16 protein-coding genes are annotated in these 25500 nt (G+C 59.3%); 12 read left to right on the top strand and 4 right to left on the bottom strand.

Going from position 1 to position 25500, the window contains the following annotated elements:
• Positions 1–219 precede the first annotated feature (219 nt).
• From BISU_RS10990 to BISU_RS10980, 3 genes are all read left to right on the top strand, one after another.
• A complete protein-coding gene (locus tag BISU_RS10990) occupies positions 220–852 on the top strand; it encodes a TetR/AcrR family transcriptional regulator (RefSeq protein WP_024463674.1) in 633 nt (210 codons plus the stop codon).
• 180 nt (positions 853–1032) lie between these two features.
• Positions 1033–1218 (top strand): hypothetical protein, encoded by a 186-nt coding sequence (locus BISU_RS10985; RefSeq protein WP_024463673.1) that lies wholly within the window; start codon positions 1033–1035, stop codon positions 1216–1218.
• 88 nt (positions 1219–1306) lie between these two features.
• The gene (locus BISU_RS10980) at positions 1307–2344 is read left to right on the top strand and encodes an endonuclease/exonuclease/phosphatase family protein (protein ID WP_152599167.1); all 1038 of its coding nucleotides are present in this window, start codon (positions 1307–1309) and stop codon (positions 2342–2344) included.
• A gap of 489 nt (positions 2345–2833) precedes the next feature.
• Here BISU_RS10980 and BISU_RS10975 read toward each other — a convergent pair whose 3' ends face one another.
• Together BISU_RS10975 and xseA are read right to left on the bottom strand one after the other, a co-directional pair.
• Complete coding sequence (locus tag BISU_RS10975; RefSeq protein WP_024463671.1) at positions 2834–3130, bottom strand: exodeoxyribonuclease VII small subunit; 297 nt, start codon at positions 3128–3130, stop codon at positions 2834–2836.
• Positions 3131–3223: 93 nt separating this feature from the next.
• Entirely contained in the window at positions 3224–4507 is a 1284-nt protein-coding gene (gene xseA, locus BISU_RS10970; protein WP_226839172.1) for an exodeoxyribonuclease VII large subunit, read from the bottom strand.
• A 372-nt stretch (positions 4508–4879) separates the two neighbouring features.
• On the opposite strand from xseA, the gene nrdD reads away from it, so the two are divergent.
• Positions 4880–7279, top strand: coding sequence for an anaerobic ribonucleoside-triphosphate reductase (gene nrdD, locus BISU_RS10965; protein WP_024463669.1), 2400 nt, complete (start codon positions 4880–4882; stop codon positions 7277–7279).
• Positions 7280–7743: 464 nt separating this feature from the next.
• A complete protein-coding gene (gene nrdG / locus BISU_RS10960) occupies positions 7744–8448 on the top strand; it encodes an anaerobic ribonucleoside-triphosphate reductase activating protein (protein ID WP_081672709.1) in 705 nt (234 codons plus the stop codon).
• Between the two features lie 165 nt (positions 8449–8613).
• On the opposite strand, the gene BISU_RS10955 is transcribed toward nrdG, so the two are convergent.
• Together BISU_RS10955 and abiEi are read right to left on the bottom strand one after the other, a co-directional pair.
• Positions 8614–9477 carry a nucleotidyl transferase AbiEii/AbiGii toxin family protein gene (locus tag BISU_RS10955; RefSeq protein WP_051246082.1) on the bottom strand — a complete coding sequence of 288 codons (864 nt, stop codon included), beginning with the start codon at positions 9475–9477 and terminating at the stop codon, positions 8614–8616.
• Positions 9470–10009 (bottom strand): type IV toxin-antitoxin system AbiEi family antitoxin, encoded by a 540-nt coding sequence (abiEi, locus tag BISU_RS10950; RefSeq protein ID WP_024463667.1) that lies wholly within the window; start codon positions 10007–10009, stop codon positions 9470–9472. The genes BISU_RS10955 and abiEi overlap by 8 nt, the downstream gene beginning before the upstream one ends.
• A gap of 338 nt (positions 10010–10347) precedes the next feature.
• Between abiEi and BISU_RS10945 the strand changes: the two genes are divergently transcribed.
• The 7 genes from BISU_RS10945 (at position 10348) to BISU_RS10915 (ending at position 25137) form a co-directional block, all read left to right on the top strand.
• A complete protein-coding gene (locus tag BISU_RS10945) occupies positions 10348–15483 on the top strand; it encodes an acyl-CoA dehydratase activase-related protein (protein WP_024463666.1) in 5136 nt (1711 codons plus the stop codon).
• Positions 15484–15627: 144 nt separating this feature from the next.
• Positions 15628–16899, top strand: coding sequence for a glutamate-cysteine ligase family protein (locus BISU_RS10940; protein ID WP_024463665.1), 1272 nt, complete (start codon positions 15628–15630; stop codon positions 16897–16899).
• Positions 16900–17397: 498 nt separating this feature from the next.
• Positions 17398–19236, top strand: a complete 1839-nt coding sequence (locus tag BISU_RS10935) for an ABC transporter ATP-binding protein (protein ID WP_081672716.1) — start codon at positions 17398–17400, stop codon at positions 19234–19236.
• Complete coding sequence (locus tag BISU_RS10930; RefSeq protein WP_024463663.1) at positions 19233–21254, top strand: ABC transporter ATP-binding protein; 2022 nt, start codon at positions 19233–19235, stop codon at positions 21252–21254. The genes BISU_RS10935 and BISU_RS10930 overlap by 4 nt, the downstream gene beginning before the upstream one ends.
• A gap of 336 nt (positions 21255–21590) precedes the next feature.
• Positions 21591–22547, top strand: a complete 957-nt coding sequence (locus BISU_RS10925) for a nucleoside hydrolase (RefSeq protein ID WP_024463662.1) — start codon at positions 21591–21593, stop codon at positions 22545–22547.
• A 125-nt stretch (positions 22548–22672) separates the two neighbouring features.
• The gene (locus tag BISU_RS10920; RefSeq protein ID WP_081893768.1) at positions 22673–24088 is read left to right on the top strand and encodes an MFS transporter; all 1416 of its coding nucleotides are present in this window, start codon (positions 22673–22675) and stop codon (positions 24086–24088) included.
• Positions 24089–24165: 77 nt separating this feature from the next.
• Complete coding sequence (locus tag BISU_RS10915; protein ID WP_024463661.1) at positions 24166–25137, top strand: ribokinase; 972 nt, start codon at positions 24166–24168, stop codon at positions 25135–25137.
• The last annotated feature ends 363 nt before the right edge of the window (positions 25138–25500 follow it).

Below are 25500 nucleotides of genomic sequence, written 5' to 3'. Positions count from 1 at the left end.
CAGGGCATCTCGCATGTTTCACGTCAAGGTCCCTCTGCGCGAACGTGTCGCAACAGCCGTTATACACTGTGATCATTGGAGTCTTCCGAGACTGCGCGGGAACGCCCATTAAACGCACGGCATCAGTCAGAGACGTAAGTGTGCAGAAACGCAGGTCGTCATGTGCATGTGCGCATTGGCAGGCTGCAGCAACTGCAAAAGATAATAGAAGGGATCGATATGGATGGCTTCGAGCGTCGCACCTTGGCCAAAAAGGAGCAGGTGCTCGGCGCCGCGTTCGATCTCATGAACGTCGAAAACGGCAAGGGTTCTCAAGCCTTAAGCATCGCGGACGTAGCGGCGCATTCCCATGTCTCTCGAGCGACCATATTCAACTATTTCGGTTCGCGGCAGGGACTTATTTCGGCGGTGTTCGACCGTTTCCTCGCTCAGATCGCCGAGGGGGCGGAACGCATCGTCGCGCAGGACCTGCCGTTCGCGCAGGTGATGATGACATTGACGCGTTATGAACTGGATCGTCTCAGCCACGTGTCCGAACAGTTCTACCGCGATCTCATGCGTTGGTATGCCGAGGACAACGGGCCGGGCATGCATGATTTGCGGGATCGGTATACCAAGCGATCCTTCGGTATCCTGCTTGGCTTATTTGCCAAGGGACGCAGGGAGGGCAGCGTCGATCCGCAGTATTCCGACGAATTTCTGCTGCTCTATCTGCGCATGATGACCCAAGGTGCGTTGGATCCGAGCATCAGGGACGCGATTGTTCCCTACAGCGAGCAATTCGTGGAGATGCTTATCAGAGGCGTGGCTCCTCCGCCGCGTTCCGTCCGTGGAAGTGGTCATTCGAAGTGAGGCAGCGGCAATACCGCCGATGGCTCTGCTTCCTAGATTTTTCTGAAGTTTATCGGCGGATATCGAGCCGTACCGTCTTTTCTGGCACGACTTCGGCAGAGGGTACGATGGAGGTGGGATGCCCCAAGGCAACAGCAATCCCAATGACGGGGCAGCGCAAAGCGGCGCAAGGAGACAGACATGGGATGGCTGATTGGTTTGGGAGTGGCGGTGGCGATCTGCGTAAGCGGATACTTCGGCGTTCGGAGCGGTTTGGACCGCAAGGCGCAGAAAATGGCACAAGGCAATGACGAAGACCGTCAGCTTGCAGCCGAATTGCGCGATGTGTCACGCAAAATCGATCAGGGCAAATATCTCTATCCCTGAGTCGGCTGCGTCGATCGTCATTTCGCCCGCGGCTTGTGCGCTCACAGCTTGCTGGATTACTGTGTGAAGGTCCGCAAGGGAGGAATATATGGCCACAGCCGTTTCGCAATCGTTCACACGCCAGCGCCGTCACCGGATTATGGGTGCTCTCGCAGGGCTTTTCGCCTTTGCTGCTCTGCTCGGCGCAATTGCGCGGATGCTTCCGGAAAGCCTGCAGTCCTTGCCGTATATTCCTGTGGTGGTGTCCTTTACGCCATGGTTCGCGCTGTTGGCGCTGTTGGCGCTGGTTATGGCGCTGATGGCTAAGCGTTGGGGCGTGGCTTTGCTGGCACTTGTTCTTATTGGGGTGCAGATATGGTGGCAGGCCCCGTTCTTCAAGCCCGGGGAAGGTTTGCCCGATGAGGCGAACGCCTCCGTGTCCTCGGCGAAGCTCAACACGGATGACGACTATGCGCGCGTGATGACGATGAATGTATACAAGGGTCATGCCGATACGCGGGCCATAGTCGATCTCGTGCGCGATCAGCATATCGAGGTGCTGGCTCTGCAGGAAACGACTGATTCCTTCATCGCAGCTTTAAAAGCGGCCGGCCTCGGCGACTATCTGCCGTACTCGCAGGTTTCCTCCTCTGACGGCGTCTACGGCAACGGGCTATGGGCGGCCGCGCCGCTGGGCAATCCAGTGGATGACGAAGTCGATTCGAGCGCATCCTTCATGCCGGGCGGAACGGTGCGGTTCAAGGGTTCTCGGACGGCAGTACGCTTCGTGAGCGTGCATACGACTTCACCGAAACCGGGAACGTGGGAGCAGTGGCGGCGCTCATTGGACGAGCTGGGCATGATGCGCGCCAAAACCTCCGCACGGTATGTTTTTATGGGCGATTTCAACGCGACCACCGACCACACGCCATTTCGGAACTTCCTCGGCAACCGTTTCCGCGATGCCGCGCAGTTGACCGGACGCGGATTCACCTTCACCTGGCCGCAGAACAAGCCGCATATCCCGGCCTTTGCGGGAATCGATCACGTAGTGCTCGACCAAGGCATCGCCGTCGGTCAAGTCGGCGTAGCAAAAATCCCCGGCTCCGATCACGCCGCGCTGCTAGCTACGATTGCGATACGGTGAGTCGTATGTCTGTGCTCCGACTGGACAGATTCGTGCGTTTGAACGGCAGGAACGCAGGGATTCATCCAGTAGACACGGCTGCATATCCGATAGTGGACGTATTAATGCGTTTCAGTGAAAAAAATACAGCAATATGTCCACTATCGCCAATCTATAGTCGAAGTGAGCGACCGAACCGTTAAGTGGACAGCACTGTGTGCTGTTCATAGGTGAGGTGAACGACTGTCAAGGTCGTGAAGGCGGGGCCGAAGGCTCCGCTAAGGCCGTGAAGAGCGATGCCTTAGCATCGCTAATGGTACTCAATCCAAATTGGATTGGGCCGAGGCGTTAAGTGGACAGGCCTGTGGCCTGTCCGTAGCCGAGGTGAGGCCCCTCTAAAGGGGCCGAAGGGTACTCAATCCAAATTGGATTGGCCCGAGGCGTTAAGTGGACAGGCCTGTGGCCTGTCCGTAGCCGAGGTGAGGCCCCTCTAAAGGGGCCGAAGGGTACTCAATCCAAATTGGATTGAGTACCAGCCACCTCTGCCGAAGACTCCTGCTCGGCCTGCGCCGCATCCAGCTTTGCGCGGACTTCGCCCAGCAATGACTGGGCGCGCTTGGCGAGCGCTTCACCCAGCTCCCATTGACGCATCGACTGGTCGAGGTTGAGGCCGCCGGCTTCCAGCGCCTGCACGGCTTGAATCAGGCGGTCGCGCGCCTCCTCGTAGGGCATGGCGGCGATGGCGTCGCGTTCCTTGTCGCTCAGGCTTGAGGCTGGAGTGGTCGGTGTGGCGGTTTCTTCGTCCATGTTCTCGGTGTTATCGTTGCTGGCTGCTGCTGTGCTCATTGGTGCTCCTTGATCGCTATATGTTTTGGTATGTTCTGATATTCGTGTCGAAATCTATTTCGCTTTGCCTTGCTGCCGTTGGTCGCCGACCGCAGTGGCGTGGCTCACCACGACGCCATGCTTGAGCGTAAGCGTCAGTTCATCACCGACGCGCACATCCCGCGCATCGTCAACCACGCGCCCGTCGTCACCCTGCACCACGGCATACCCGCGATTCAGGGTGGATTGCGGGCTGAGCGCGGTCAGGCTGGCGTGCAGCTTTTCGACGGTCAGGCTGGCGTCATCGACAATGCGCGTAAGGCCGCGCTCCATGCGCTGCTTGGCATCGTCGAGGAAACGCTGATGCGGTTCGAGCATGGTGAGCGGGTGGGTCAGGCTCGGCCGGTTCGCATAGCCGTCAATCAAGCGAATTTCGTTGTCGACGCGCGCGCTGACGCGCATATGCATCTGCATACGGGCGGATTCAATGAGCTGCCATTGCTCGCGCACGTCAGGCACCACGCGCTTGGCAGCGTCGGTCGGCGTCGAGGCGCGCATGTCGGCCGCCAAGTCAATCAGCGTCCAATCGTCCTCATGGCCGACAGCGGAGATCAGCGGGGTTTGGCACGCTGCAGCAGCACGCACCACGCCCTCATCGGAGAAGCCGATAAGATCCTCGAAGCTGCCGCCTCCTCGGGCGACGATAATCACGTCAACCTGCGGATCCTGGTCAAGCCGCTGGATCGCATTGATCACATCACTCGGGCATTGCGCCCCCTGCACGTGCGCATGCACGATCTTGAACTGCGCTATAGGCCAGCGCAGGTTCACATTCGTGATCACATCGCCTTCAGCTCGCGCCTGTGGGGCGCATATCAGCCCGATGCACGACGGAAACTCCGGCAGCGGCACTTTGTTCTCGGCGTCGAACAGGCCCTCGCCCTTGAGCTTCTTGCGCAGCTCATCAATCTGGACTTTCAGGTCACCAGTGCCGACACGGCGGATGTCGTCGGCCACGAAGCTCAGCCGGGTGGCCTTCATCCAGATATCCGGCTTGCCGTGGATTACCACGCGGTCGCCCTGATGGAATTCACGCGCCTTGGACACGAAGGCCCTGAAGCCCATAACCGGAAGGGATATCTCCTCGAAATTGTCGCGCAGGGTGATATAGCCCGACGTGGGACGGCGCATGTTGATTTCGACGATCTGCCCCTCCACCCAGGCTTCAGGCCAGCGAGCCACGGAATCGTGGAACTTCTGGCTGAGTATATTGACCGGCCACGGGTTTTCGGCGGTCGTGTCGCGAGCCAGCCGTGGCAATTGGTCGGGGGATTTAGAGCCTTCGCCTGCGGGAGACATGCCTTGCTGCGGCGCGGCGGAGCGCGTCAGTGAACCATAGCCGTATGCAGAACTCATGCCCTCTACAGTCCTATAGAGAACGGACATCGCGGCACGCGAAGGCACAGCTCGCCGTCGCCGAACGCGGGTATATTAACCGACGTGCCGAAGGACGGGCAACGGGCTGGCAAGCCGTATTCGCGACACGCTGATGACGTTCCGACGCGCCAAACCACAATGATGTAATTTGGCGAAATAAAGCCGAAAATCACTATATATAGGCGGATGCCATCACGGATTTACTAGATGTTGTGGTGCATGCTTGCTATACTGAAACTACTTACACAAATGTAGTTTTGCGCGGCTCAAGGCGGGCCGTGGGGAGGAATTCAGATGGAAACGCAGGTTCTGGACGCTGTCAGCACACTCGGCACGCAAGGCGAAACTGCCACCGTGCTTGTGGAGAAGCGCGATGGCCGTGTCGTCGAATTTGATCCGATCAACATCATCGGTGCGGTCAAATCCGCCTTTGCTGATCTGAGCAAGGAAGTCGGCCCTGAAGAAGAGCAGCTCATCCGAGACCTCGCCAATCAGGTCGAGGGCGAGATCAAGGGTCGCTACAATGGTCCGGCCAAAATCGAGGACATCCAGAATCTGGTCGAACATGGTCTCATCGAAGACCACCTCTACGACGTGGCTCGCACCTACACGACTTATCGCCTGAACAAAGACATCGAGCGTGCCAAGGCTACCGACATTAATGAGGCGGTCAGCCGACTGGTCAACCGCGACGAATCGCTGGTGCGCGAGAATGCGAACAAGGATTCGAACGTCTACGCCACCCAGCGCGATCTGCTGGCCGGAGCGGTCTCCAAGGCCTCCGCGTTTTCGATGCTGCCCGACGCGGTTTCGAACGCCCACATGAAGGGCGACATCCACTTCCACGACGCCGACTACTCGCCGTTCACCTCGATGAACAACTGCTCGCTGCCTGACTTCGGCGACATGCTGGCGCATGGCTTCGCGCTGGGCAACGCCATGATGGATTCGCCCAAGTCCATCGGCACCGCCTCGACGCAGATCACGCAGATCATCAAGGACATCGCCGGAGCCCAGTACGGCGGCCAGACCGTCAACCGCGCTGACGAGATGCTTGAGCCGTATGCCCGCAAGGATTACGACAAGAACCTCAAGGCCGCGCATGCGATGATCCCGGATATCATGCCGGTTGAGGCAGTCCGCGCCATGATTGCGGGACTGAAGGCCCAGGAGCCCGACAACCTGCATTTCGAGAACCGTGAGCCGCTGCCTGCCGATGTTCCCTTCGATGCAAATGCTGACGAGCTTGAGCAGCTGCGCGAGGTCTACGCGAAGATCATGACCCGCAAGGCCATCTACGACGCCATGCAGACGATGGAATACCAGATCAATTCCAACCGCGTCTCGAACGGCCAGACCCCCTTCGTCACCGTCGGCTTCGGACTGGGCACCACATGGTTCGCCCGCGAGATCCAGCGTGCTATCCTGCTCAACCGCATCCGAGGCCTGGGCAAGGACCGCCACACCGCGATCTTCCCCAAGCTCGTGTTCACCATCAAGCACGGCATCAACGCCGACAAGGCCGACCCGAACTACGACATGAAGCAGCTCGCATTGGAGTGTTCCACCAAGCGCATGTACCCCGATGTGGTCTTCTACGAGAACATCGTCAAGATCACCGGCTCCTTCAAGGCGCCGATGGGCTGCCGTTCCTTCCTGCAAGGCTGGATCAATCCCAAAACCGGCGAGGACGAAGAGGACGGGCGCATGAACCTCGGCGTCGTCACCGTGAACGTGCCACGCATCGCGCTGGAATCCCACGGCGACAAGGACCGCTTCTGGAAGCTGTTCGCCGAGCGCATGGAAATCGCCCACCAGGCGCTGCAATTCCGCATCATGCGCTGCAAGCAGGCCACACCGGTCAACGCTCCGACACTGTTCCGCTACGGTGCCTTCGGTCGCCTCGGCGCGAACGACAACGTCGACCAGCTCTTCAACAACAGCCGTTCCACGGTGTCGCTGGGCTACATCGGCCTGTACGAGGCGACCTCCGTGTTCTACGGCAAGGACTGGATGCGCGACCACGGCTGGGACCCGCAGGGCAAGGAATTCGCCCTGTCCATCGTCAAGCGCATGACCCAGCTGTGCAAGCAGTGGGAGAACGAAGAGGGATACCACTACTCGGTGTATTCCACGCCGGCCGAATCGCTGACCGATCGCTTCAACCGCATGGACCGCGAAAAGTTCGGCAAGGTCGAAGGTGTGACCGATCACGACTTCTACACGAACTCCTTCCATTATCCGGTCTGGCTGTCGCCCACTCCGATGGAAAAGCTTGACTACGAGAAGGACTTTCCGTACTACGCGGCTGGCGGCTTCATCAACTACTGCGAATTCCCCTGCCTGCAAGCCAACCCCAAGGCGCTGGAAGCGGTATGGGACTACGCCTACAACATCGGCATCGGATACCTAGGCACCAACACCCCGATCGACCATTGCTTCGAATGCGGCTTCGAAGGCGACTTCGAACCGACCGAAGAAGGCTTCAAATGCCCCGAGTGCGGCAACGCAGACCCCGACAAGTGCAACGTCACCAAGCGCACCTGCGGCTACCTCGGCAACCCGGTTCAGCGACCTATGGTGCACGGGCGGCACGAGGAGATTGCACATCGCGTCAAGCATATGTCGGGCGAGACGGGGCATGTGACGTTGAAGGATGGTGAGGAGCGCGAATGGTTCGAAGAGGCTAAATAAGTTGTGTTGATTTGGCGTGATAGTTTGGTTTTGTGCCCGTGGTGCTGAGGTCTAGGGGCATATTTCATAACACGCTCCAGGCCGCTCAGGCCAAGTCTTTACGGTTCTGCAATACGCCCCTAGACCTCAGCACCACTCGTTAGTAGCTCAACGTCGTTTGGTGGGGGAGCGGATAGGGAGAGATCTCCGCCAAGGGCGGCCATCTCTCCTTTGATGGGTTGTAAAGAGCTGAATAAACAGATGTAGCGGTTGTGTGGCGTGGGGGGTCGGGGATGTGTTCCCGGATCGTAAAGACTCGGCCTGCAACGCGCTACGTGCGTTCGTCGCAGCCTTGGCGGCTGCTCCCTTCGCCTACGGACAGCCCACAGGGCTGTCCGCTTAACGGCTCAGCCTGGAGCGTGTCGAGCATTATCTATCCCAAACCAAACCGTAACACTTGAGAAATCGCATGTAAGGAGATCAGCATGGTTGCGCAGGGCAAGCTGCATGATTTTGCTCGGACTGACCCGAATCGGGGGCCGGGCGTTCCTTGTGCGTTGAGCAATAATCCTCGGGCGGGGCAGTGGCGTAGTGACCGGATGAGCCATAATATGGTCGCTGACTACAAGCGTTTTCTGATGACCGATGGCGAGGGAATTCGTTGCTCGCTGTATGTTTCCGGGTGCCCATTCCATTGCATGGAATGCTATAACTCGTCCATCTGGGATTTCTGGGCGGGCATTGAATACTCGGCTGAGCTTGAAGACAAGATTGTCGAGGATATCGGTCAAAACTTCGTGCAGGGCATTACGTTCCTCGGCGGCGAACCGCTGCTCAACACGGGCATTCTCATACCGCTGGCCAAGCGGCTGCGCAAAGAATTCGGCCACGAGAAGGACATCTGGTGCTGGACCGGATACACGTGGGAGGAGCTGATGCGGCCGGGGGAAAGCGAGGACAAGCTCGAACTGCTGCATCTGGTCGATATCTTGGTCGACGGACGCTACATCAAGACGCTGCACGACTCATTGCTGCAATTCCGCGGTTCAAGCAACCAGCGCATCATCGACGTGCCGCAGTCCTTCGCGCAAGGCAAGCCAGTAATCTGGGCCAAGCTGCACGACCAAGAGCGCTTCATCCCCGAAGTCTACGGCAAAGACCGCGCCAGCGGCGAAGGCGACGCGTCCTAAGACCTAAAGCAAAGTTGAAGAATGGGTGTGTTCAAAGCAGTTCAGCTAATCGCACATCCTCACGCTTCGTAGGAAGGACGTTTAACTCAGTACAGTGTCTTGCGTCTTCCATACGGCTCTTATAATAGCTTGCCGAGATTGGCGCGGCTTCATGAGCAATAAGATTTATGCCATCTGTTTGAAGAGTCCTTCGAGTTGCGACTGTGTTGATTGCATCCACAGTGGTCGTTGGACGGTTCGGCTGATAACGCTGGCGGGAAGGAACCGCGACAATTCGGACAGGAAATCGCCCGATTCGAAAGCATTCGCAAGCTTCTCCTGTATCGTCGGATACCGTTCCTTGTACAGCTCGATTTCTCGGTAATCGGATTCTTTCAACTTACGCAGCTCAACGACTTTCTCCATGTCAATTGAAGGTTGTTTACCCAGCCAAGCCAAGTCCCATAGGTCTCGATATCGAAGATGCGGCGAACAAACAAAAGCTTCAACTTTGTCAGCCAGAATCTCATTCTGGCTTTCGACGTTGAGAATGATGTCCGCGTATGAATTCGGTAGGCCTTCATAATTCACGTTCAGGGTTCGGGCAATCGCATCATGCGCGTCGACAGATGCCACTTCAATTTTGATCCGTTGCCGTGGAATATCCGTGTGACGTGGTGATGTGTCTACTTCGACCGTCCATGTAGCTATTGTGCTATCGTTTTTCTTCGGCGATTTCACATTTGCGGAAACATGGTAGCGCCGCCCCACGGATTCTTCGATGCAATCCTTGAGCGTTGCGAGGTCGCTGCGATTGAAGCCCTGCCCGCCGGCAAAGTCGAGATCCTCGCTATATCGTTCTGCGCCATAGCAGAGCCGAAGACTCGTGCCGCCCTGAAACACAAGGTCATCCAAGAGACCATCATTATCGAGTGCATCCAGAATCTCGTAATGGAGCAGTTCCTTTTCGATGGTTCGCACCATATTGGCGAGATTTTGCTCGGCTGCTAATTGTTGTGCGTATTCGCTGATTGATTCGATATCATGCATGGGCTGCTAGCTCCTCGTAATCAATAAGGCTAAGGTTTCGCCTAGTCGCTTTGAGATTTTGGTAGGCGAGCTGTTTTGTCGCCATAGGAACGCCCCTGCCTGTGATATGGATGAGACCTGGCAGGATTTGCGCAGGGCTGAGTTTCGTATGCGTGAGCTCGGCTACGCCATACGACGTGTGGTACTCGCCGGATTTTCCGGTCGTCGCGTATGTGCGACGGTCGATAAGGTTCTGGCTGATGACGCCGAATTCGCTCAGTGCACTTTCGTAGCTTTCATATGTGATTTCGCCGCGGCGCAGATTTCGGGCGATGAGGTCGAGGGTGTTCCCGTCAGCGTGTCGGCTGAGCGCATACACATAGATGCCATGCGCTGCGCGTTCGAGGATGCCGGCCTGCACGAGACGGCTAATGGTGGCATCAAAGGTGTGCTGCGGCTCTTGAATAATCTTCCGCAGGTCGCGTTTGAGATACACGTATCTTCCCGTGCTATCCCATTGGTTGAGCAGCTTGAGTGCCTGCGTTGTCTTCATGATTATAAGTATACATTATCACTATGTTTATATAGTATTTTCGTATACCTAATATGTGATGTTACAAAATATTGAATAATCATCTGACAGTCTGCCTTTGTTGCATGCTGTAATGAATTCCGAGTTAATTTGCCAGTCCATCTTATGTTTTCTGCACGAATTGCTTAACAGATGACTACGCAATCCGCATATGCGTGACCTACGTCTGGACGAATCGCTTGACGGGAACACGCCCGAAGACTGACCGGGAGGCAGACTAGGGTGTTAGTAGAGATCGGGGCGGAGAGCGGAGTAGTGCCGTCAAGTCCCTGAGGCGTTCTGAGGTATTGGAGATGCGTATGGCGGATGCGGCGGACGTGGCGGCGACGCGCAGGCGGGCAGCGAAACCGCTGCGAGTCGGCTTGGATATCGGGTCGACAACCGTCAAGGCCGTCGTGCTCGATGACAGCGACAGCTTGAGCGATGTGCTGTTCTCCGATTACCGCCGTCATCACGCCAATGTTCGCGCCACCGTCGCCGGTCTGCTGCAGGATATCCACGCCGAGCTCGAAAGCCGAGGCCGCGGCGACGACCTGATTCGCCTAGCGATTACCGGTTCGGGCGGACTGGGGCTTGCCGACCATATGCATGTGGCCTTCGTGCAGGAGGTCATCGCCGAAACGCGGGCCATCGATCAGGAGTATCCGCAGGCCGACGTCATCATCGAGTTGGGCGGCGAGGACGCGAAAATCACGTACCTGAAGCCTACGCCAGAGCAACGCATGAACGGCTCGTGCGCAGGCGGCACGGGTGCGTTCATCGATCAGATGTCGACCTTGCTCGACACTGATGCAGCCGGCCTGAACGAGCTGGCCAAGCAGTACCAGACCTTGTATCCCATTGCCTCGCGCTGCGGTGTTTTCGCCAAATCCGATCTGCAACCGCTTATCAACGACGGCGCGGCGAAGCCCGATCTGGCGGCGTCCATTTTCACCGCCGTAGCCACGCAGACCATCGCCGGATTGGCCGCAGGACGCCCGATTCACGGCACTGTAGTGTTTCTGGGCGGCCCGCTGTTCTTCATGTCCGAGCTGCGCGAAGCCTTCGGCCGCGCGCTTGAGGGCAAGGTCAGCGAATTCGTCACACCGACCGACGCGCACCTGTATGTCGCTTTCGGCGCGGCGTTGCTCGCCGGAGAAGACGACCAGCTCGACCCGAGCCAGCATTTCGAACCGCGCGGCTGCGCGGAAATACTCGACCAATTGGCCGCTTTGGACAACCTGCCGAGCGATACGCCCACGATGCCGCCGCTGTTCGACACCGAAGCGGATCGCGAGGATTTCAACGCCCGCCATCACCGCGAGCATGTGCATATCGGCACGCTCGCAGGTGCGCACGGCCCGCATTTCCTCGGCATCGACGCCGGATCGACCACCATCAAAGCCACGCTGGTCAACGACGACCGCGAAATCGTCTGGTCATCGTATGCGACGAATGACGGCAGCCCGCTGACCGCCGCCGTCGAGATCGTCAAAAAGATTCAGGCCGAGCTGCCCGATAGCGCGTATATCGCCCGCAGCTGCGCCACCGGCTACGGCGAAGGGCTCATCACCACCGGATTGCACTTGGACGAGGGCGTGGTCGAAACGATGGCGCATTATCGCGGCGCGGAAATGGTGAGTCCGGGCGTCACTGCCGTCATCGACATCGGCGGGCAGGACATGAAATACCTGGCCATCACCGACGGCGTGGTGGATTCGATCGCTGTCAACGAGGCATGCTCCTCCGGCTGCGGCTCATTCCTGCAGACCTTCGCGCAATCGATGGGGTTGAGCATTGAAGATTTCACGCAGGCCGCGCTGCGCTCCGACCGTCCGGTCGACCTGGGCTCGCGCTGCACGGTGTTCATGAATTCCTCCGTCAAGCAGGCGCAGAAGGAAGGCGCTTCGATGGAGAACATCGCCGCCGGGCTGTGCTACTCCGTCGTGCGCAACGCGCTGTACAAGGTCATCAAGCTGCGCGACTCCGGCGAGCTGGGGGACACCATCGTGGTGCAGGGCGGCACGTTCCTCAACGACGCGGTGCTGCGCGCCTTCGAGTTGCTCACCGAACGCGAGGTGACCCGGCCGAATATCGCAGGGCTAATGGGCGCGTACGGCGCCGCGCTGACCGCGCGCATGCACTATATTGATGCGGCTGATGATGATGTCACCGTTGACGTAGCTGATGATGTCATTACGCAGGCAGCTCACCCCGAGCACACGCTCTCGTCCATTCTCTCCGGCGAGGCGCTCGACAAGCTGTCGATGACTTCCGAACGCGACGTGTGCAAGCTGTGCCAGAACCGCTGCAAACTCACGATCACGACTTTCCAGGACGGTTCGCGTTACGTGACCGGCAACCGCTGCGAGCGCGGCGGCGACGCCACGAAGCAGCGCTCCGACCGGCCGAATCTCTACGACTACAAATACAAGCGCTGCTTCGCCTACCGCCGACTCACCGACAAGAAGGCCTACCGCGGCTCCATCGGCATCCCGCGCGTGCTGAACATGTATGAGAACTATCCCTTCTGGTTCACGCTGCTCACCTCGCTCGGCTTCAAAGTCATGATTTCGGGCCGTTCGACCCATGAGCTGTTTGAAAGCGGCATCGAATCGATCGCCTCCGAGAACATCTGCTATCCGGCCAAGCTGGTGCACGGGCACATCAAGTGGCTGCTGGGCAAGCACGTCGACACGATCTTCTACCCCTGCGTCTCCTACGAGGAAGAGCTGGTCGAAAACGCCGACAACCATTACAACTGCCCGATCGTGGCCAACTATCCGGTCGTGATCGAGGCGAATATGCCCGAATTGCGCGACTCCGGCGTGCGCTACATGCGGCCCTACTTCAACCTCGCGAACCACGAGCTCATGGTCGATCGCATCCTTGAGGAGTTCGCCTGGGCCGATGTCAGCCGCGAGGAGGTCGAACAGGCCGTTACTGCCGCCTACGCGGAAGACAAGATCTTCAAGAACGATGTGCAGACCGAGGGCCTGCGCGCGCTGGCGTATATGAAAGAGCACGACTGCCGGGGCATCGTGCTCGCCGGCCGGCCGTACCACATCGATCCGGAAATCAACCACGGCATCCCCGAAACCATCTGCGCGCTGGGCATGGTGGTGCTCTCCGAAGATTCCGTCTGCGAGCTGCGCCCCGGCGACGACTTGCGATTGAGCGAGTATTTGAGCGAAGGCGAGGACGACCCGCGCAAGAAGGACGCCGCCGGCTTCATCCATTCCGGCGACCGCAAGGTCACCACGATGCCGTTGCGCGTCACCAACCAGTGGGCCTATCACGCGCGACTCTACTCGGCAGCCAATTTCGTGGCCTCCTACCCTGGGCTCGAACTGGTGCAGCTCAACTCCTTCGGCTGCGGCATCGACGCCATCACCACCGATCAGGTCAGCGAAATACTCGCCGACAAATCCGACGTGTACACGCAGCTCAAAATCGACGAGGTCAGCAATCTGGGCGCGGCGAAGATCCGCCTGCGCTCGCTCAAAGCGGCCGTCGAAGAGCGCGAGTCGAACAAGACGCGGCTGGCGGTCGTGGCGCGCAACGGGTCGAATGACGATGAAGCCTTGGCAAATGGGCTGGATGCCGATAGGCTGACGAAGACGGCGGACGGATTTGGCGGTTCTGCTGCGTCTGTTGTTGCTCCAGGTTCTCCGGCATCACATCACAACACGCAATCCGCGTTGCCCGGCAAGCGTGACGAGGCGGCGCTGACTGCCTTGAACGACGATATCGCCCAGGCGCAAGCCAAGGTCGCACAGGCGCAGCAGCAGTTGGAAGCCGCGAAGGCCGCGCTGCTCGCCGCGCAGAACCAGTACGGTCAGGCCTGCGATGTGGCGCAGACTGCCACAGCATCGGCGTCGACGTTCGCACCAGAGTCGAACGAGACGGCGGAATTCCGCAAGACCGGTTCGCAGGCGCCTACGCCGGGCCGTCAGGTCATGCTTGACGCGGTGATGGCCGCGAACCCCAAACTCACCGAAGCCATGCGAGCCGCCGCACGCCGGGCGAATGAGACGGCCGCACAGACCAACGATTCCGCTGCTGACCGTTCCGCAACCACATCCTCATCCTCATCCGCAGCCGCAACCAAATCATCCAAGCACAAGAGCGTTTCAGGCCACAACAACGCCACGATGTCGCGCTATGCGAACAAGATCCCCTTCGGCAAGTCGATGAAGAAGGACTACACCATCGTAGGCCCGCAGATGAGCCCGGTGCATATGTCGCTGGTGGAGGCCGTGATCCGTTCTGGCGGCTACCATTTCGACGTGCTCAAGACTGCGAGCCATGAGGATGTCGAGCTCGGCCTCAAATACGTCAACAACGACGCCTGCTACCCGGCCATCATGGTGGTCGGCCAGCTCGTCGACGCCATCGTGCAGGGCAAATACGATCCGGACAAAGTCGCGCTGGCCATCACGCAGACCGGTGGCATGTGTCGCGCGACGAACTACTTCGGCCTGATTCGCAAGGCGCTGATCGATTCGGGCTATCCGCAGATTCCGGTCATCGCCCTGAGCACGCAAGGCATCGAAGACAATCCCGGCTTCAAAGCGACTCCCTCGCTGCTACACCGCGCCATCAAGGCGCTCATCATCGGCGATCTGCTGATGAAATGCCTCTACCGCGTGCGGCCCTACGAGGTCGAGCCGGGCAGCGCGAACAAGCTCTATGAACTCTGGGACACCATCGTGCGCGAGACCATCGAGCATCATGGGTTTTCGGATACTGCGGCACGGGAGATCGGCAGGCGCTATCTGCCCTATCAGACCCTGCTGAAACAGATTGTGACGAGCTTCGACGCGCTGCCATTGAATCGCAAGCCGCGCAAGCCCCGCGTCGGAGTCGTCGGCGAGATTCTGGTCAAATACCATCCCGATGCCAACAACCACTTGGTCGACGTGATCGAATCGCAGGACTGCGAGGCGGTCGTGCCGGGCATGGTGGAGTTCATGACCACCAATCCGTATATCACCGATTGGAAGGAGCATCATCTCGGCATGGGCGGAAACCCAGCGGTCTATGCGGTGATGCGTTGGGGACTGGATCGGTACTTGAATCCCGTGCGCCGGGCTATTGACTTGGCCCACGGCAAGTTCAGCCAGGACACGCCGATGCCCGAGCTGGTCAAGATGGCCGGCGAGGTGACCTCGATCGGCGTGCAGGCGGGGGAGGGCTGGCTGCTGACCGCCGAAATCCTCGAACTCATCCAATCCGGCTGCCCCAACGTCGTCTGCGCGCAGCCCTTCGCCTGCCTGCCCAACCACGTGACCGGACGCGGCATGTTCGGCAAGATTCGCCGCCTGCACCCCGAGGCCAACATCGTCTCCATCGACTACGACCCGGGCGCGTCGGAAGCCAACCAGCTCAACCGCATCAAGCTCATGATCGCCGCGGCGAAGAAGAACCATCAGAAGCTGACCTCAGCCGACTGACGCGTAGATGCAACCGTTCGGTCTAGTTTGATTGTTCGCCGGAAAGACGCTTCGAGCATTCGCATAGGCCTTCGACAGCTGCTATTGATTTTTCGTATAGCGTGACGCCCATGTCTCGCAGGCTGGGCGGATACGATGGCGCACATGAATACACCACGCATCAGCTACGCGCATCTTGTCACCACGGTCAACCCCAGGCATGTCGCGAGCCTGCTGCAATTCTTCGAGCACGGAGCCAAGCCGGAGCGCGAGGACGGCTACGGCGTCGAGATCGAGCATCTTCCTGTGCGCAACGGCACCGACGCCGCCGTGAACTATTACGAGCCTAACGGCATCGAGACGCTGCTGAACCGTCTGCGGCCTTACTACGACGCCGAAGAGGAGTACTGGGAGAACGGCCGATTGGTGGGGCTGGGGCGCGCGGGCATCAGCATTTCGCTGGAACCGGGCGGGCAGGTCGAATGCTCGATCGGCGTGCTGCGCCGACCCGAGGAGCTGCTCACCACGTATGGGCTGTTCCGCAGGCAGATCGACCCTATTCTCGACGAGCTGGGCTTCCGGCTGGTCAATTACGGCTATCAGCCCACAACCGGCTACGCTGACGTGCCGGTGAACCCCAAAAGCCGCTACGATGCGATGACCGAGTACTTGGGCCGCGTCGGCAAGTTCGGTCCGTGCATGATGCGCTGCTCGGCTTCCACCCAGGTCAGCATTGACTTTCAGAATGAACGCGACGCCATCGAAAAGTTGCGCATCGGCACCGCCGTCGGTCCAATTCTGGCATGGTTCTTCCGCAACACGCCGTATTTTGAAGGGCAGACGAATCCCTACCCACTGCTGCGTCAGCTGATGTGGGACGCGCTGGATCCGCAGCGCACCGGTCTCATCCCCGGGCTGTACGACCCGCGTTTCAGCTGGGAGGACTACGCGGTGGATGTGCTTTCCACGCCGTTGATGTTCGCCGATCTGACCCATACGCCGGAGGCTCAGGGATTGCCCGATGCGCAGAAGCATCGCGTCGCGTTCCGCGACAACGCCGGCGAGATATACCCTGACCGCGAACTCAATCCGTACGAAATCAATCACGTGCTCTCCACCCATTTCAACGATGTGCGACTCAAGAACTTCATCGAGCTACGGCACTGGGATTCGTTGCCCATCGATCGGGCCGAGCGGCTCACGGAGATCGTCGGCTCGCTGTTCTACGACGATGCGAACCGCCAGCGGCTCGAATCGTACTTCGACGGCATCAATGAATTCGATGTCATCGCCGCCAAAACCGGTCTACAGGCCCACGGCGCACAGAGCACGCCGTACGGCCAACCTTTGGAATTCTGGCAGGAATTCCTCGGTCTTGAAGGTCTGCTTGCCGACGATCCCGGCGATCCGAAGCACCCCGACGTGTTCCAGGCGTAAGACGGCGCGTCGGTGCCGGCGCAAACACAGTCGCAATCAGTCGCAATTAGTCATGATCACCGTCATCGAATACGGGATATCGAATACCGCTGAGCATGGTCGGCGCACTATCTTCCGATACCAGTAGCATGCCCGACCGACGGCCGTCGACGCTCAAGCCCGAGGAATAACTGAAGGGAAATATCCATCCGTCAGAGGAAGATGTTCACAGTTGAATATCGCTCTGGCTGCGGCCCAATTCTCGCCGTGATCCCGGCTGAGCCGGATTGCTCACAGGCAGGTCATCCCAGCTCCAGACGCGTGTGACGGTCGATGCGCAGCGTCATCGATCTAGAGAGGCAAGGAGACGACTAGGTGGCACAGACGGTGACGGCGGGGCAAACGCAGCAAGTTCAGGAGTTGGAACGAGTCCAGCAGCGGTCGCAGCGTCCGCGACATCTGATTCGCACTTTGCTCGGCAGCTTGCGCGAATATCGCAAAGCCAGCCTGCTCGGGCCGATGTTCGTAGTCGTCGAAGGCGCGTTGGAGATTCTCATCCCTTCCTTGATGGCGCTGCTCATTGACGAAGGCATCACCGCCGGCTCCATGCCTACCATCTGGCGTTTCGGCCTGATCCTCCTGGCATGTTCCGCGGTGTCGCTGATCTCAGGGTATATGTCCGGCAGATACGCGGCGATCGCCTCGGCAGGGTTCGCGAAGAACATCCGGGCGGATCTGTTCGAAAAAGTGCAGTCCTTCAGCTTCAGCAACATCGACCGCTTCTCGACCGGCTCGATCATCACCCGGCTCACCACTGACGTGACGAATCTGCAGAACGCCTATCAGATGGTGGTCCGGCTGGGCGTACGCGCACCGGTGATGATCGTCGTCTCTTGGATTTTCACTTTTCGCATCAGCACCGAAGTCTCGCTGGTGTTCCTCGCCACCATACCGATTCTCGCAGTGGTGGCCATCGGTCTGGTATTCGTGGTCCATCCGATCTTCGAGCGGGTGTTTCACACTTACGACCGGCTGAACAATGTGGTCGACGAGAACATCCAAGGCATCCGCGTGGTCAAGTCGTACAACCGCGAAAGCCACGAAATGGGCAAGTTCGGCAGGATCTCGCAGCTGATCTTCAAGGACTTCAACTTGGCGGAGAAGATCCTGAGCTTCAGCATGCCCGCCATGCAGCTGTGCATGTATGTGCTCATGATTCTCATCTCATGGATCGGCGCGCAGCAGATCGTGGCCTCGGGAAACAACGCCGCGCTCGGCCTGACCACGGGCGATCTCACCGCGCTGGTGACCTACGCGATGCAGATTCTCATGTCGATCATGATGCTCACGATGGTGTTCGTCATGGTCATCATCTCCCAGGCCTCCGCAGAGCGCATCAGCGAGGTCATCAACGAGGAGAGCACGGTGCGCGACCCTGGGCAGCCAGTGGGCGCCGTCGCCGACGGTTCGATCGACTTCGACCACGTGATGTTCCGGTATTCCAGCGTTTCCGAGAAGCCGGTGCTCAATGACATCAGCCTCACGATCGCCTCCGGGCAAACAGTCGGCATCGTCGGCGGCACGGGGTCATCGAAGTCGAGCCTCGTACAGCTGATTCCACGGCTGTACGACGTGACCGGCGGCTCGCTGAAGGTCGGCGGGCGCGATGTGCGCGAATACTCGCTGGAGGCGCTGCGCGACCAGGTGGCCATGGTGTTGCAGAAGAACGTGTTGTTCAGCGGGACCATCGCCCAGAACCTGCGCTGGGGCAATCCCAACGCCACTGACGAGGAGCTGATTCACGCCTGCCAGCTCGCGCAGGCCGATGGGTTCATCAACGAATTCCCGGACAAGTACGACACGTACATCGAGCAGGGCGGTTCGAATGTCTCCGGCGGTCAGCGGCAGCGGCTGTGCATCGCCAGGGCGCTGCTCAAGCGTCCGAAGATTCTGATTCTCGACGATTCCACCAGTGCGGTGGACACCAAGACGGACCAGCTGATTCGCAAGGCCATGCACAGCGAAATCCCCGACACCACGAAGATCATCATTGCCCAGCGCGTGGCTTCCGTGCAGGAGTCCGATCTGATCGTAGTGCTCGAAGACGGCGAGATTCTCGCCACGGGCACGCATGACGAGCTGCTCGAAAGCTGCGAGGAATACCGCTCCATCTACGAATCGCAGACCAGGAACCGCGCTGCCGAATCCGATGATCCTGCCGAAGAGGCGGACCAGGAATCGGCTATCGCGCAGCCGGGCATTCAGGTGCCGACTCTCCAAGTGCCGACCATTAATCAATTCGCCACCGTAGAATCAACCACCGGGCAACCCGCCGCCAAGGAAGGAGGTGCACGATGAGCGAATCAGCCGCATCCAAGAGCCGGAACCGCAAGCCGGCCTTGCGCCGTGCAGATATGAAGACCATCAAGCGTATCTTCGGCTACATTTTCCATTACCGTTGGCGTGTAATCGCCATCGTGGCGTGCATCCTCATCGGCTCCGCGGCCCAGGCAGGATCCGCCCTGTTCCTGCAGTCGCTGATCGACTTGTACATCCTTCCTTTGGTCGGCGAAGTCAACCCGGATTGGGGGCCGCTGATTCGTGCGCTGACATTGATGGCGATACTCTATGCCATCGGCACATTCAGCACTTGGCTGTGGAGCTGGCTGATCGTCAAGGTCGAGCAGGGCACGCTCAAAACCATCCGCGACCAGATGTTCGCGCACCAGCAGCAGCTGCCGATCCGCTACTTCGATACGCATGAGCACGGCGACACCATGAGCCGCTACACCAACGACACCGACACCCTGCGCCAGGCGATCTCGCAATCCTTCCCGCAGATGTTCGCTTCCTCGGTCTCCGCGTTGGCTGCGCTGATCGCCATGCTGTGGCTGTCAGTGCCCTTCACCGTGTTCACCATCGCGTTCACTGCGGTGCTGATCGTAGTGGTTCGCGTGCTGGTCGGCCGAAGCGGGCTGTATTTCGTGCGCCAGCAGCGTTCGCTGGGCGCGGTCAACGGCTTCGTCGAGGAGTCCGTGAACGGGCTTAAGGTCATCAAGGTGTTCAACCATGAGCGTTCCACCGCCGAGACGTTCAACGAAAAGAACAAAGAGCTGTTCGATGCATCCGCCGCGGCCAATACCTACGGCAACATCCTCATGCCGATCATCGGCAACATGGGTTATCTGCTTTACGTATTGCTGGCGATCGTCGGCGGCATCACGGCTATCGCAGGCTGGCCGAACCTGGGACTCACCGGCTTCAGCGAGTTCACGCTAGGTACCATCATTTCAGTGCTCACGCTGTCGAGGGCCTTCATCAACCCGATCGGCCAAGTCTCCATGCAGTTCAATATGGTGATGATGGCGCTCGCAGGCGCTTCGCGCATCTTTACGCTGATGGACGAGCCGATCGAAAGCGACGACGGCTCCGTGCAACTGGTCAACGTCGAAATCGGCGAGGATGGCCGCTCCTTCACCGAAGTCGACCACGAGACCGGCAGCTGGGCGTGGAAGCGCGAAGCCGGCGACGATGGGACGCGCTCGCTGGCGGCAGCGGAGAAACTGCAAGGCTCGGCTCGCGAGGTGGCGCTGAAAGCCAAGGAAAGCGCCATCACTTCGCCGGACGGCCGGTATACGCTGCTGCGCGGCGACGTGCGCTTCACCGATGTGACTTTCGGCTATGACCCAGACAAGCCGGTGCTCCACGACATCACATGGTTCGCCGAGCCCGGTCAGAAGATCGCGCTGGTCGGCGCGACCGGCGCGGGAAAAACGACCGTCACGAATCTGATCAACAGGTTCTATGACATCCAGCAAGGTCAGATCCTGTATGACGGCATCGATGTGAGGAACATTCAGAAGCCCGATCTGCGACGCTCGCTCGGCATCGTGCTGCAGGACGTGAACCTGTTCACCGGCACGGTGATGGACAACATCCGCTACGGACGCCTCGACGCGAGCGACGAGGAATGCATCGAGGCCGCGAAACTCACCAATGCGGACGGCTTCATCCGCATGCTGCCCAACGGCTATCAGACCGTGCTCGAAGGCGATGGCAGCGGGTTGTCCCAAGGCCAGCGCCAGCTGATCTCCATCGCCCGTGCGGCCGCCGCCGATCCGCCGGCCATGATCCTGGACGAGGCCACGTCCTCCATCGACACCCGCACCGAGGAAGTGGTGCAGGCCGGCATGGATGCGCTTATGAAAGGCCGTACGGTGTTCGTCATCGCGCACCGGCTCTCCACTGTGCGCAACTCCGACGTGATCATGGTGCTCGACCACGGCCGCATCATCGAGCGCGGCTCGCACGAGGAGCTGATTGCGAAGAAGGGAGAATATTATCAGCTTTATACGGGCGCGGTGGAGTTGGAGTAGGGGGATAAGGACTTGCCGTTGGCAAGCGTTTTCCTTTTCCTCGGACCCTTAGTGGGTCCTCGGCGTTGCCTACGGACCGACGGTGCCGTTGGCACCGTCCTTCGCGACCTTAGCGGTCGCTCACCTCGCCTACGGACAATCCACCGGATTGTCCGCTTAACGGCTCAGCACTGCGTTGTCCGCTTTACGGCTCCGCGTGCTTATTGTTCATCTTGGGTTCGGGTGTGTTTTATCTTTGAGAGCGCAAGTTAGACTAGAATTTCTGGTGAGCACCAATGGCGGGGCGTCAATGTGGTGGGTAACAGGCGCTCGTGACACAGAGGGAGACCAGGCAACATGAAGAAACTTATCCTCGATCTTGATACCGGAGTGGATGATGCGCTTGCGATATCCTACGCATTAGGTAGCCCGGAAGTTGAATTGATCGGCATCACCGGCACCTACGGCAACGTCCAGGTGGAGCAGGGCGTGCGCAATTCGCTCGCCATCACCGACCTGCTGGGCCACCCGGAAGTCAAGGTCTACCAGGGTCTGCCGCACGCCAGCACCAAGGATTCCTTTGCAGTGGGCGAGGTCTCCGCCTTCATCCATGGTCAGAACGGCATCGGCGAAGTGACGATTCCGGATTCCAAGCGTGAACCGGAAACGGAGCCGGCTGTCGATTTCATTATCGACGCAGCCAAAACCTATGGCAAGGACCTCATCTACGTGCCGACCGGCCCGATGACCAATATCGCGGCGGCGCTGCGCAAGGCGCCGGAAATCAAAGACCAGCTCGGCGGCATCGTGCTCATGGGCGGTGCGCTGACCATATGCGGCAATGTGAATGCGTGGACCGAAGCCAACATCTCCCAAGATCCAGAGGCCGCAGACTACCTGTTCCGCTCCGGTGCACAGACGACCATGATCGGCCTTGATGTGACGCTGCAGACGCTGCTGGCGTACAAGGATACTCAGCGCTGGCGTGACTTGGGCACCAAGGCCGGCGCGTTCCTCGCCGATATGACCGACTACTATATCAAGGCGTATGAAACCACTGATCCTCTTCGGGGCGGCTGCGGTCTGCACGACCCGCTGGCGGTTGGCGTGGCTGTCGACCCGACATTGGTGACCACGCTGCCGATCAACATGAAGGTAGATGTGGAAGGCCCTACGCGCGGGCGCACCATCGGTGACAATGATCGGCTGAGCGATTCCGTCAAGACCGCGAACGTGGCGGTTGGCGTCGATGTCGAGCGCTTCCTCAACGAGCTCATGACGCGGATCACCGCGCTTGCTCAGCAGGCTGACTAGTAGCACGCAGGCACTGCACAGCTGCATGGGCGGCAACGCAGCCTATGGGATAGCAAAGAGCGCATGCGTTGTAAGGCAACAGGCATTGAAATTATGAATCGGCATGACACCAAAGGAATATCATCATGACAGATACCGCGACAACGGTCGGCACGCCGGCTGCGGACGATGTGGATGAGGCGACCAACAAGATGGCTGTCGGTGCGCTCATTCCGCTATTGATCATCTTCATCTTGGGCACTTTGTGCTTGCAGGGCTTCAACTTGGTGTTTCAGCAGGTCGGCGCTGACGTGGGCGCGCCTGGTCAGGCTTCCCTGATCACCGCCCTGCCCAGCATCGTGCTGGGCATCGTATGCTTCATCTACGGTTCTTTGGGCGATTTCGTGTCGCTGCGCAAACTGGTGACGGTCGGACTGGTGACGTTGCTGATCGGCTCGTTGTTCGGGTTCATCGCCAACTACTTCTTCCAGCCGCATCTGTGGACCGTGATCACCGCACGCGTGCTGCAGACCGCTGGTGAGCAGGTGGCTGGCTCGGCCTATCTGGTCGTGGCCACTAAATACCTCAGAAACTCACTCAAGGTGATCTTCTTCGGTCTGTTCACTGCAGGGTACCAGCTGTCCGCAGCCATCGGCGTGTTTGCTGCGGGCCTGCTCAGTTCGCTCAGCTGGCAGTTCCTGTTCCTCATTCCTTCGGTAACGATTTTCTTCCTGCCGCTGTTGCTGAAGAACCTGCCGGCGAAGAACGGCAACGGCAAAAAAAGTCGATGTTCTTGGCTTCACGGTCTTCGGTCTGGCGACAGCTTCCTGACCCTGTTCTTCTCCTACATGAACTGGTGGCTGCTGCTGATCTCCATCGTGCTGTTCGTCGGCTTCGCCGTATACATCAGCAAGGCAAAGGCGCCTTTCGTCACTCCGGCGTTCTTCCGCAACGTGCGGTGGATCATGGCTATCTCCCTGATCGCGCTGTTCTATTTCGTAAACTACTGCATTTCGCCGTTCTTCAACGCCATCGGCCATGACGTATACGGCATGAGCACCGGGCAGGTGTCCGCGTACATCGTATGGTCCTTCGTCGTGGCGACGGTCGTGGGCACTTCGTCCGGGGCGATTGTCGGCAGGATCGGTCGTCAGACCGCCATCATCACGGCTGGCTGTCTCATGATCATTGGCTTCGTCGGCTCTGCGCTGCTCATTTACTCCGGATTCCTGGTGCTGACCCTGATGGCGTGCGTGTTCTACGCCGGGGCCGGTCTCATGTACTCGCCGCTGATCGCCTCGGTGCTTGGCACGCTGTCGAAATCCGAATCCGGCCGAGGTGTGGGCATCAACGATCTGGTCATGAACGTCACCGGCTCCATCGGCATCGCGATCTTCGGCGGCCTGATGGGAGCCAAGGCGTTATCGGGCGGCAGCCTCGTCGGCGCAACCGGCGCGGCGGCCAGCTATTCGAACCTGCTGCTTATGGGCGGCGGCGTGCTCGCGCTTGGCGTCGTGGTCTATCTGATTTTCCGCAAGAAGATATACAGCGTCGTGGAATAATGCCGCATCGACATGAGCGTTGCACTGCACGCTGTGCATGAACACCGTACATGCGCGTATACGAAAGGACATTCACCATGGCCGATTCCACCCTTACTGCGTTGAGCCGCATCCACGGCATCGTATCCGTCGTCGGTTCGATGAACGCCGACTATACGGTCACCACCGAACGGCTGCCGAAGCCAGGGGAAACCATCAACGGCGGCCCATTGCAGATCCTGCCCGGCGGCAAGTCGGGCAATCAGGCGGCTGCGGCGGCGCGCATCGGCTCCATGGTGCAGTTATTTGGTGCGGTCGGCGACGACGCCAACGCTGATTTTCTGCTTGGCAAGCTTGGCGAGGCCGGCGTTGACACGGCGAATGTGCTGCGCGTTTCCGGTCCCAGCGGCACCACGGTGATCACAGTGGACGCCCGCGGCGAGAACACCATCGTGTACTCGCCCGGATCGAATGCGCAGGTCAGCGTGGAATACATTGAGTCGATGCGCGGGCGGCTTGTTGCGTCGAATGTGCTGGGCCTGTGTTTGGAAAGCCCTATTGAAACGGTGGCCGCTGCCGCCAGGATCTGCCACGAGGCCGGCGTGAAGGTGCTGATCAACAACTCGCCGTTCATTCCCGCTCTGCCGCAGGAGCTGATTGAAGTCTGCGACATCCTGCTGGTCAATGAGCATGAGCTGGCGCAGACGCTGGGCGTCGCCGAGCCGGAGCATGACGATTGGAGCACCTTCGACTGGCGCTCTGCGTTGAGGCGGCTGCGCGAGCTTGGCTTCGAGCAGACGATTGTGACGCTTGGCGGCGATGGCTCGGTGGTCTTGGATGCGCCGGCTGGCGTGACTCCCATCGCGCCAGTCGCCGTCACTCCCGTGGATACCACCGGCTGCGGCGACGCCTTCATGGGCACGGTTCTAGCGGGCCTCGCCTCCGGTTTCGAGCTGCACGAAGCCGCCCAACTCGCCTCGTACGTCTCCGCCTATGCCGCGACCGGCCTTGGCGCACAGGCCTCGTACGGCACTGCCGCTCAGATCGAAGAGCGTTTCGCCGAGAGGTAAAACGGCCGTCTCGGTCTCCTGAAGCCGCCGGAATCTCATGGCTATTCCCGATAATAGGGTGTATCTGCGTTGTGTGAGGCGCTATCGGGATGCTGCCCAGGTCTATCTGCGTTGTGTGAGGCGCTATCGGGATGCTGCCCAGGTCTATCTGCGTTGTGTGAGGCGCTATCGGGATGCTGCCCAGGTCTATCTGCGTTGTGTGAGGCGCTATCTCGAGGAGACCCGAGTATCAGATGGCCCAGAACCGCCATTTTCGGCCGGCGCTACTCGTGGTGCCAAGGAATTAACGCCTCACATGATGCAGATAGACCTCCGCGAGACCGAATTAGCGCTACAGATAACGCAAATACATGTGTGAATCGG

The sequence above is a fragment of the Bifidobacterium subtile genome (genome assembly GCF_000741775.1).
Classification (GTDB): Bacteria; Actinomycetota; Actinomycetes; order Actinomycetales; family Bifidobacteriaceae; genus Bifidobacterium; species Bifidobacterium subtile.
The sequence above is the reverse complement of the archived record's forward strand: the minus strand, read 5'-3'. Positions and strand labels throughout refer to the sequence as shown.

Coding starts and splice junctions, on each gene's coding strand:
- BISU_RS10990 (WP_024463674.1), top strand. CDS start 220: ATGGATGGCTTCGAGCGTCGCACCTTGGCCAAAAAGGAGCAGGTGCTC.
- BISU_RS10985 (WP_024463673.1), top strand. CDS start 1,033: ATGGGATGGCTGATTGGTTTGGGAGTGGCGGTGGCGATCTGCGTAAGC.
- BISU_RS10980 (WP_152599167.1), top strand. CDS start 1,307: ATGGCCACAGCCGTTTCGCAATCGTTCACACGCCAGCGCCGTCACCGG.
- BISU_RS10975 (WP_024463671.1), bottom strand. CDS start 3,130: ATGGACGAAGAAACCGCCACACCGACCACTCCAGCCTCAAGCCTGAGC.
- xseA (WP_226839172.1), bottom strand. CDS start 4,507: ATGTCTCCCGCAGGCGAAGGCTCTAAATCCCCCGACCAATTGCCACGG.
- nrdD (WP_024463669.1), top strand. CDS start 4,880: ATGGAAACGCAGGTTCTGGACGCTGTCAGCACACTCGGCACGCAAGGC.
- nrdG (WP_081672709.1), top strand. CDS start 7,744: ATGGTTGCGCAGGGCAAGCTGCATGATTTTGCTCGGACTGACCCGAAT.
- BISU_RS10955 (WP_051246082.1), bottom strand. CDS start 9,477: ATGCATGATATCGAATCAATCAGCGAATACGCACAACAATTAGCAGCC.
- abiEi (WP_024463667.1), bottom strand. CDS start 10,009: ATGAAGACAACGCAGGCACTCAAGCTGCTCAACCAATGGGATAGCACG.
- BISU_RS10945 (WP_024463666.1), top strand. CDS start 10,348: ATGGCGGATGCGGCGGACGTGGCGGCGACGCGCAGGCGGGCAGCGAAA.
- BISU_RS10940 (WP_024463665.1), top strand. CDS start 15,628: ATGAATACACCACGCATCAGCTACGCGCATCTTGTCACCACGGTCAAC.
- BISU_RS10935 (WP_081672716.1), top strand. CDS start 17,398: ATGTTCGTAGTCGTCGAAGGCGCGTTGGAGATTCTCATCCCTTCCTTG.
- BISU_RS10930 (WP_024463663.1), top strand. CDS start 19,233: ATGAGCGAATCAGCCGCATCCAAGAGCCGGAACCGCAAGCCGGCCTTG.
- BISU_RS10925 (WP_024463662.1), top strand. CDS start 21,591: ATGAAGAAACTTATCCTCGATCTTGATACCGGAGTGGATGATGCGCTT.
- BISU_RS10920 (WP_081893768.1), top strand. CDS start 22,673: ATGACAGATACCGCGACAACGGTCGGCACGCCGGCTGCGGACGATGTG.
- BISU_RS10915 (WP_024463661.1), top strand. CDS start 24,166: ATGGCCGATTCCACCCTTACTGCGTTGAGCCGCATCCACGGCATCGTA.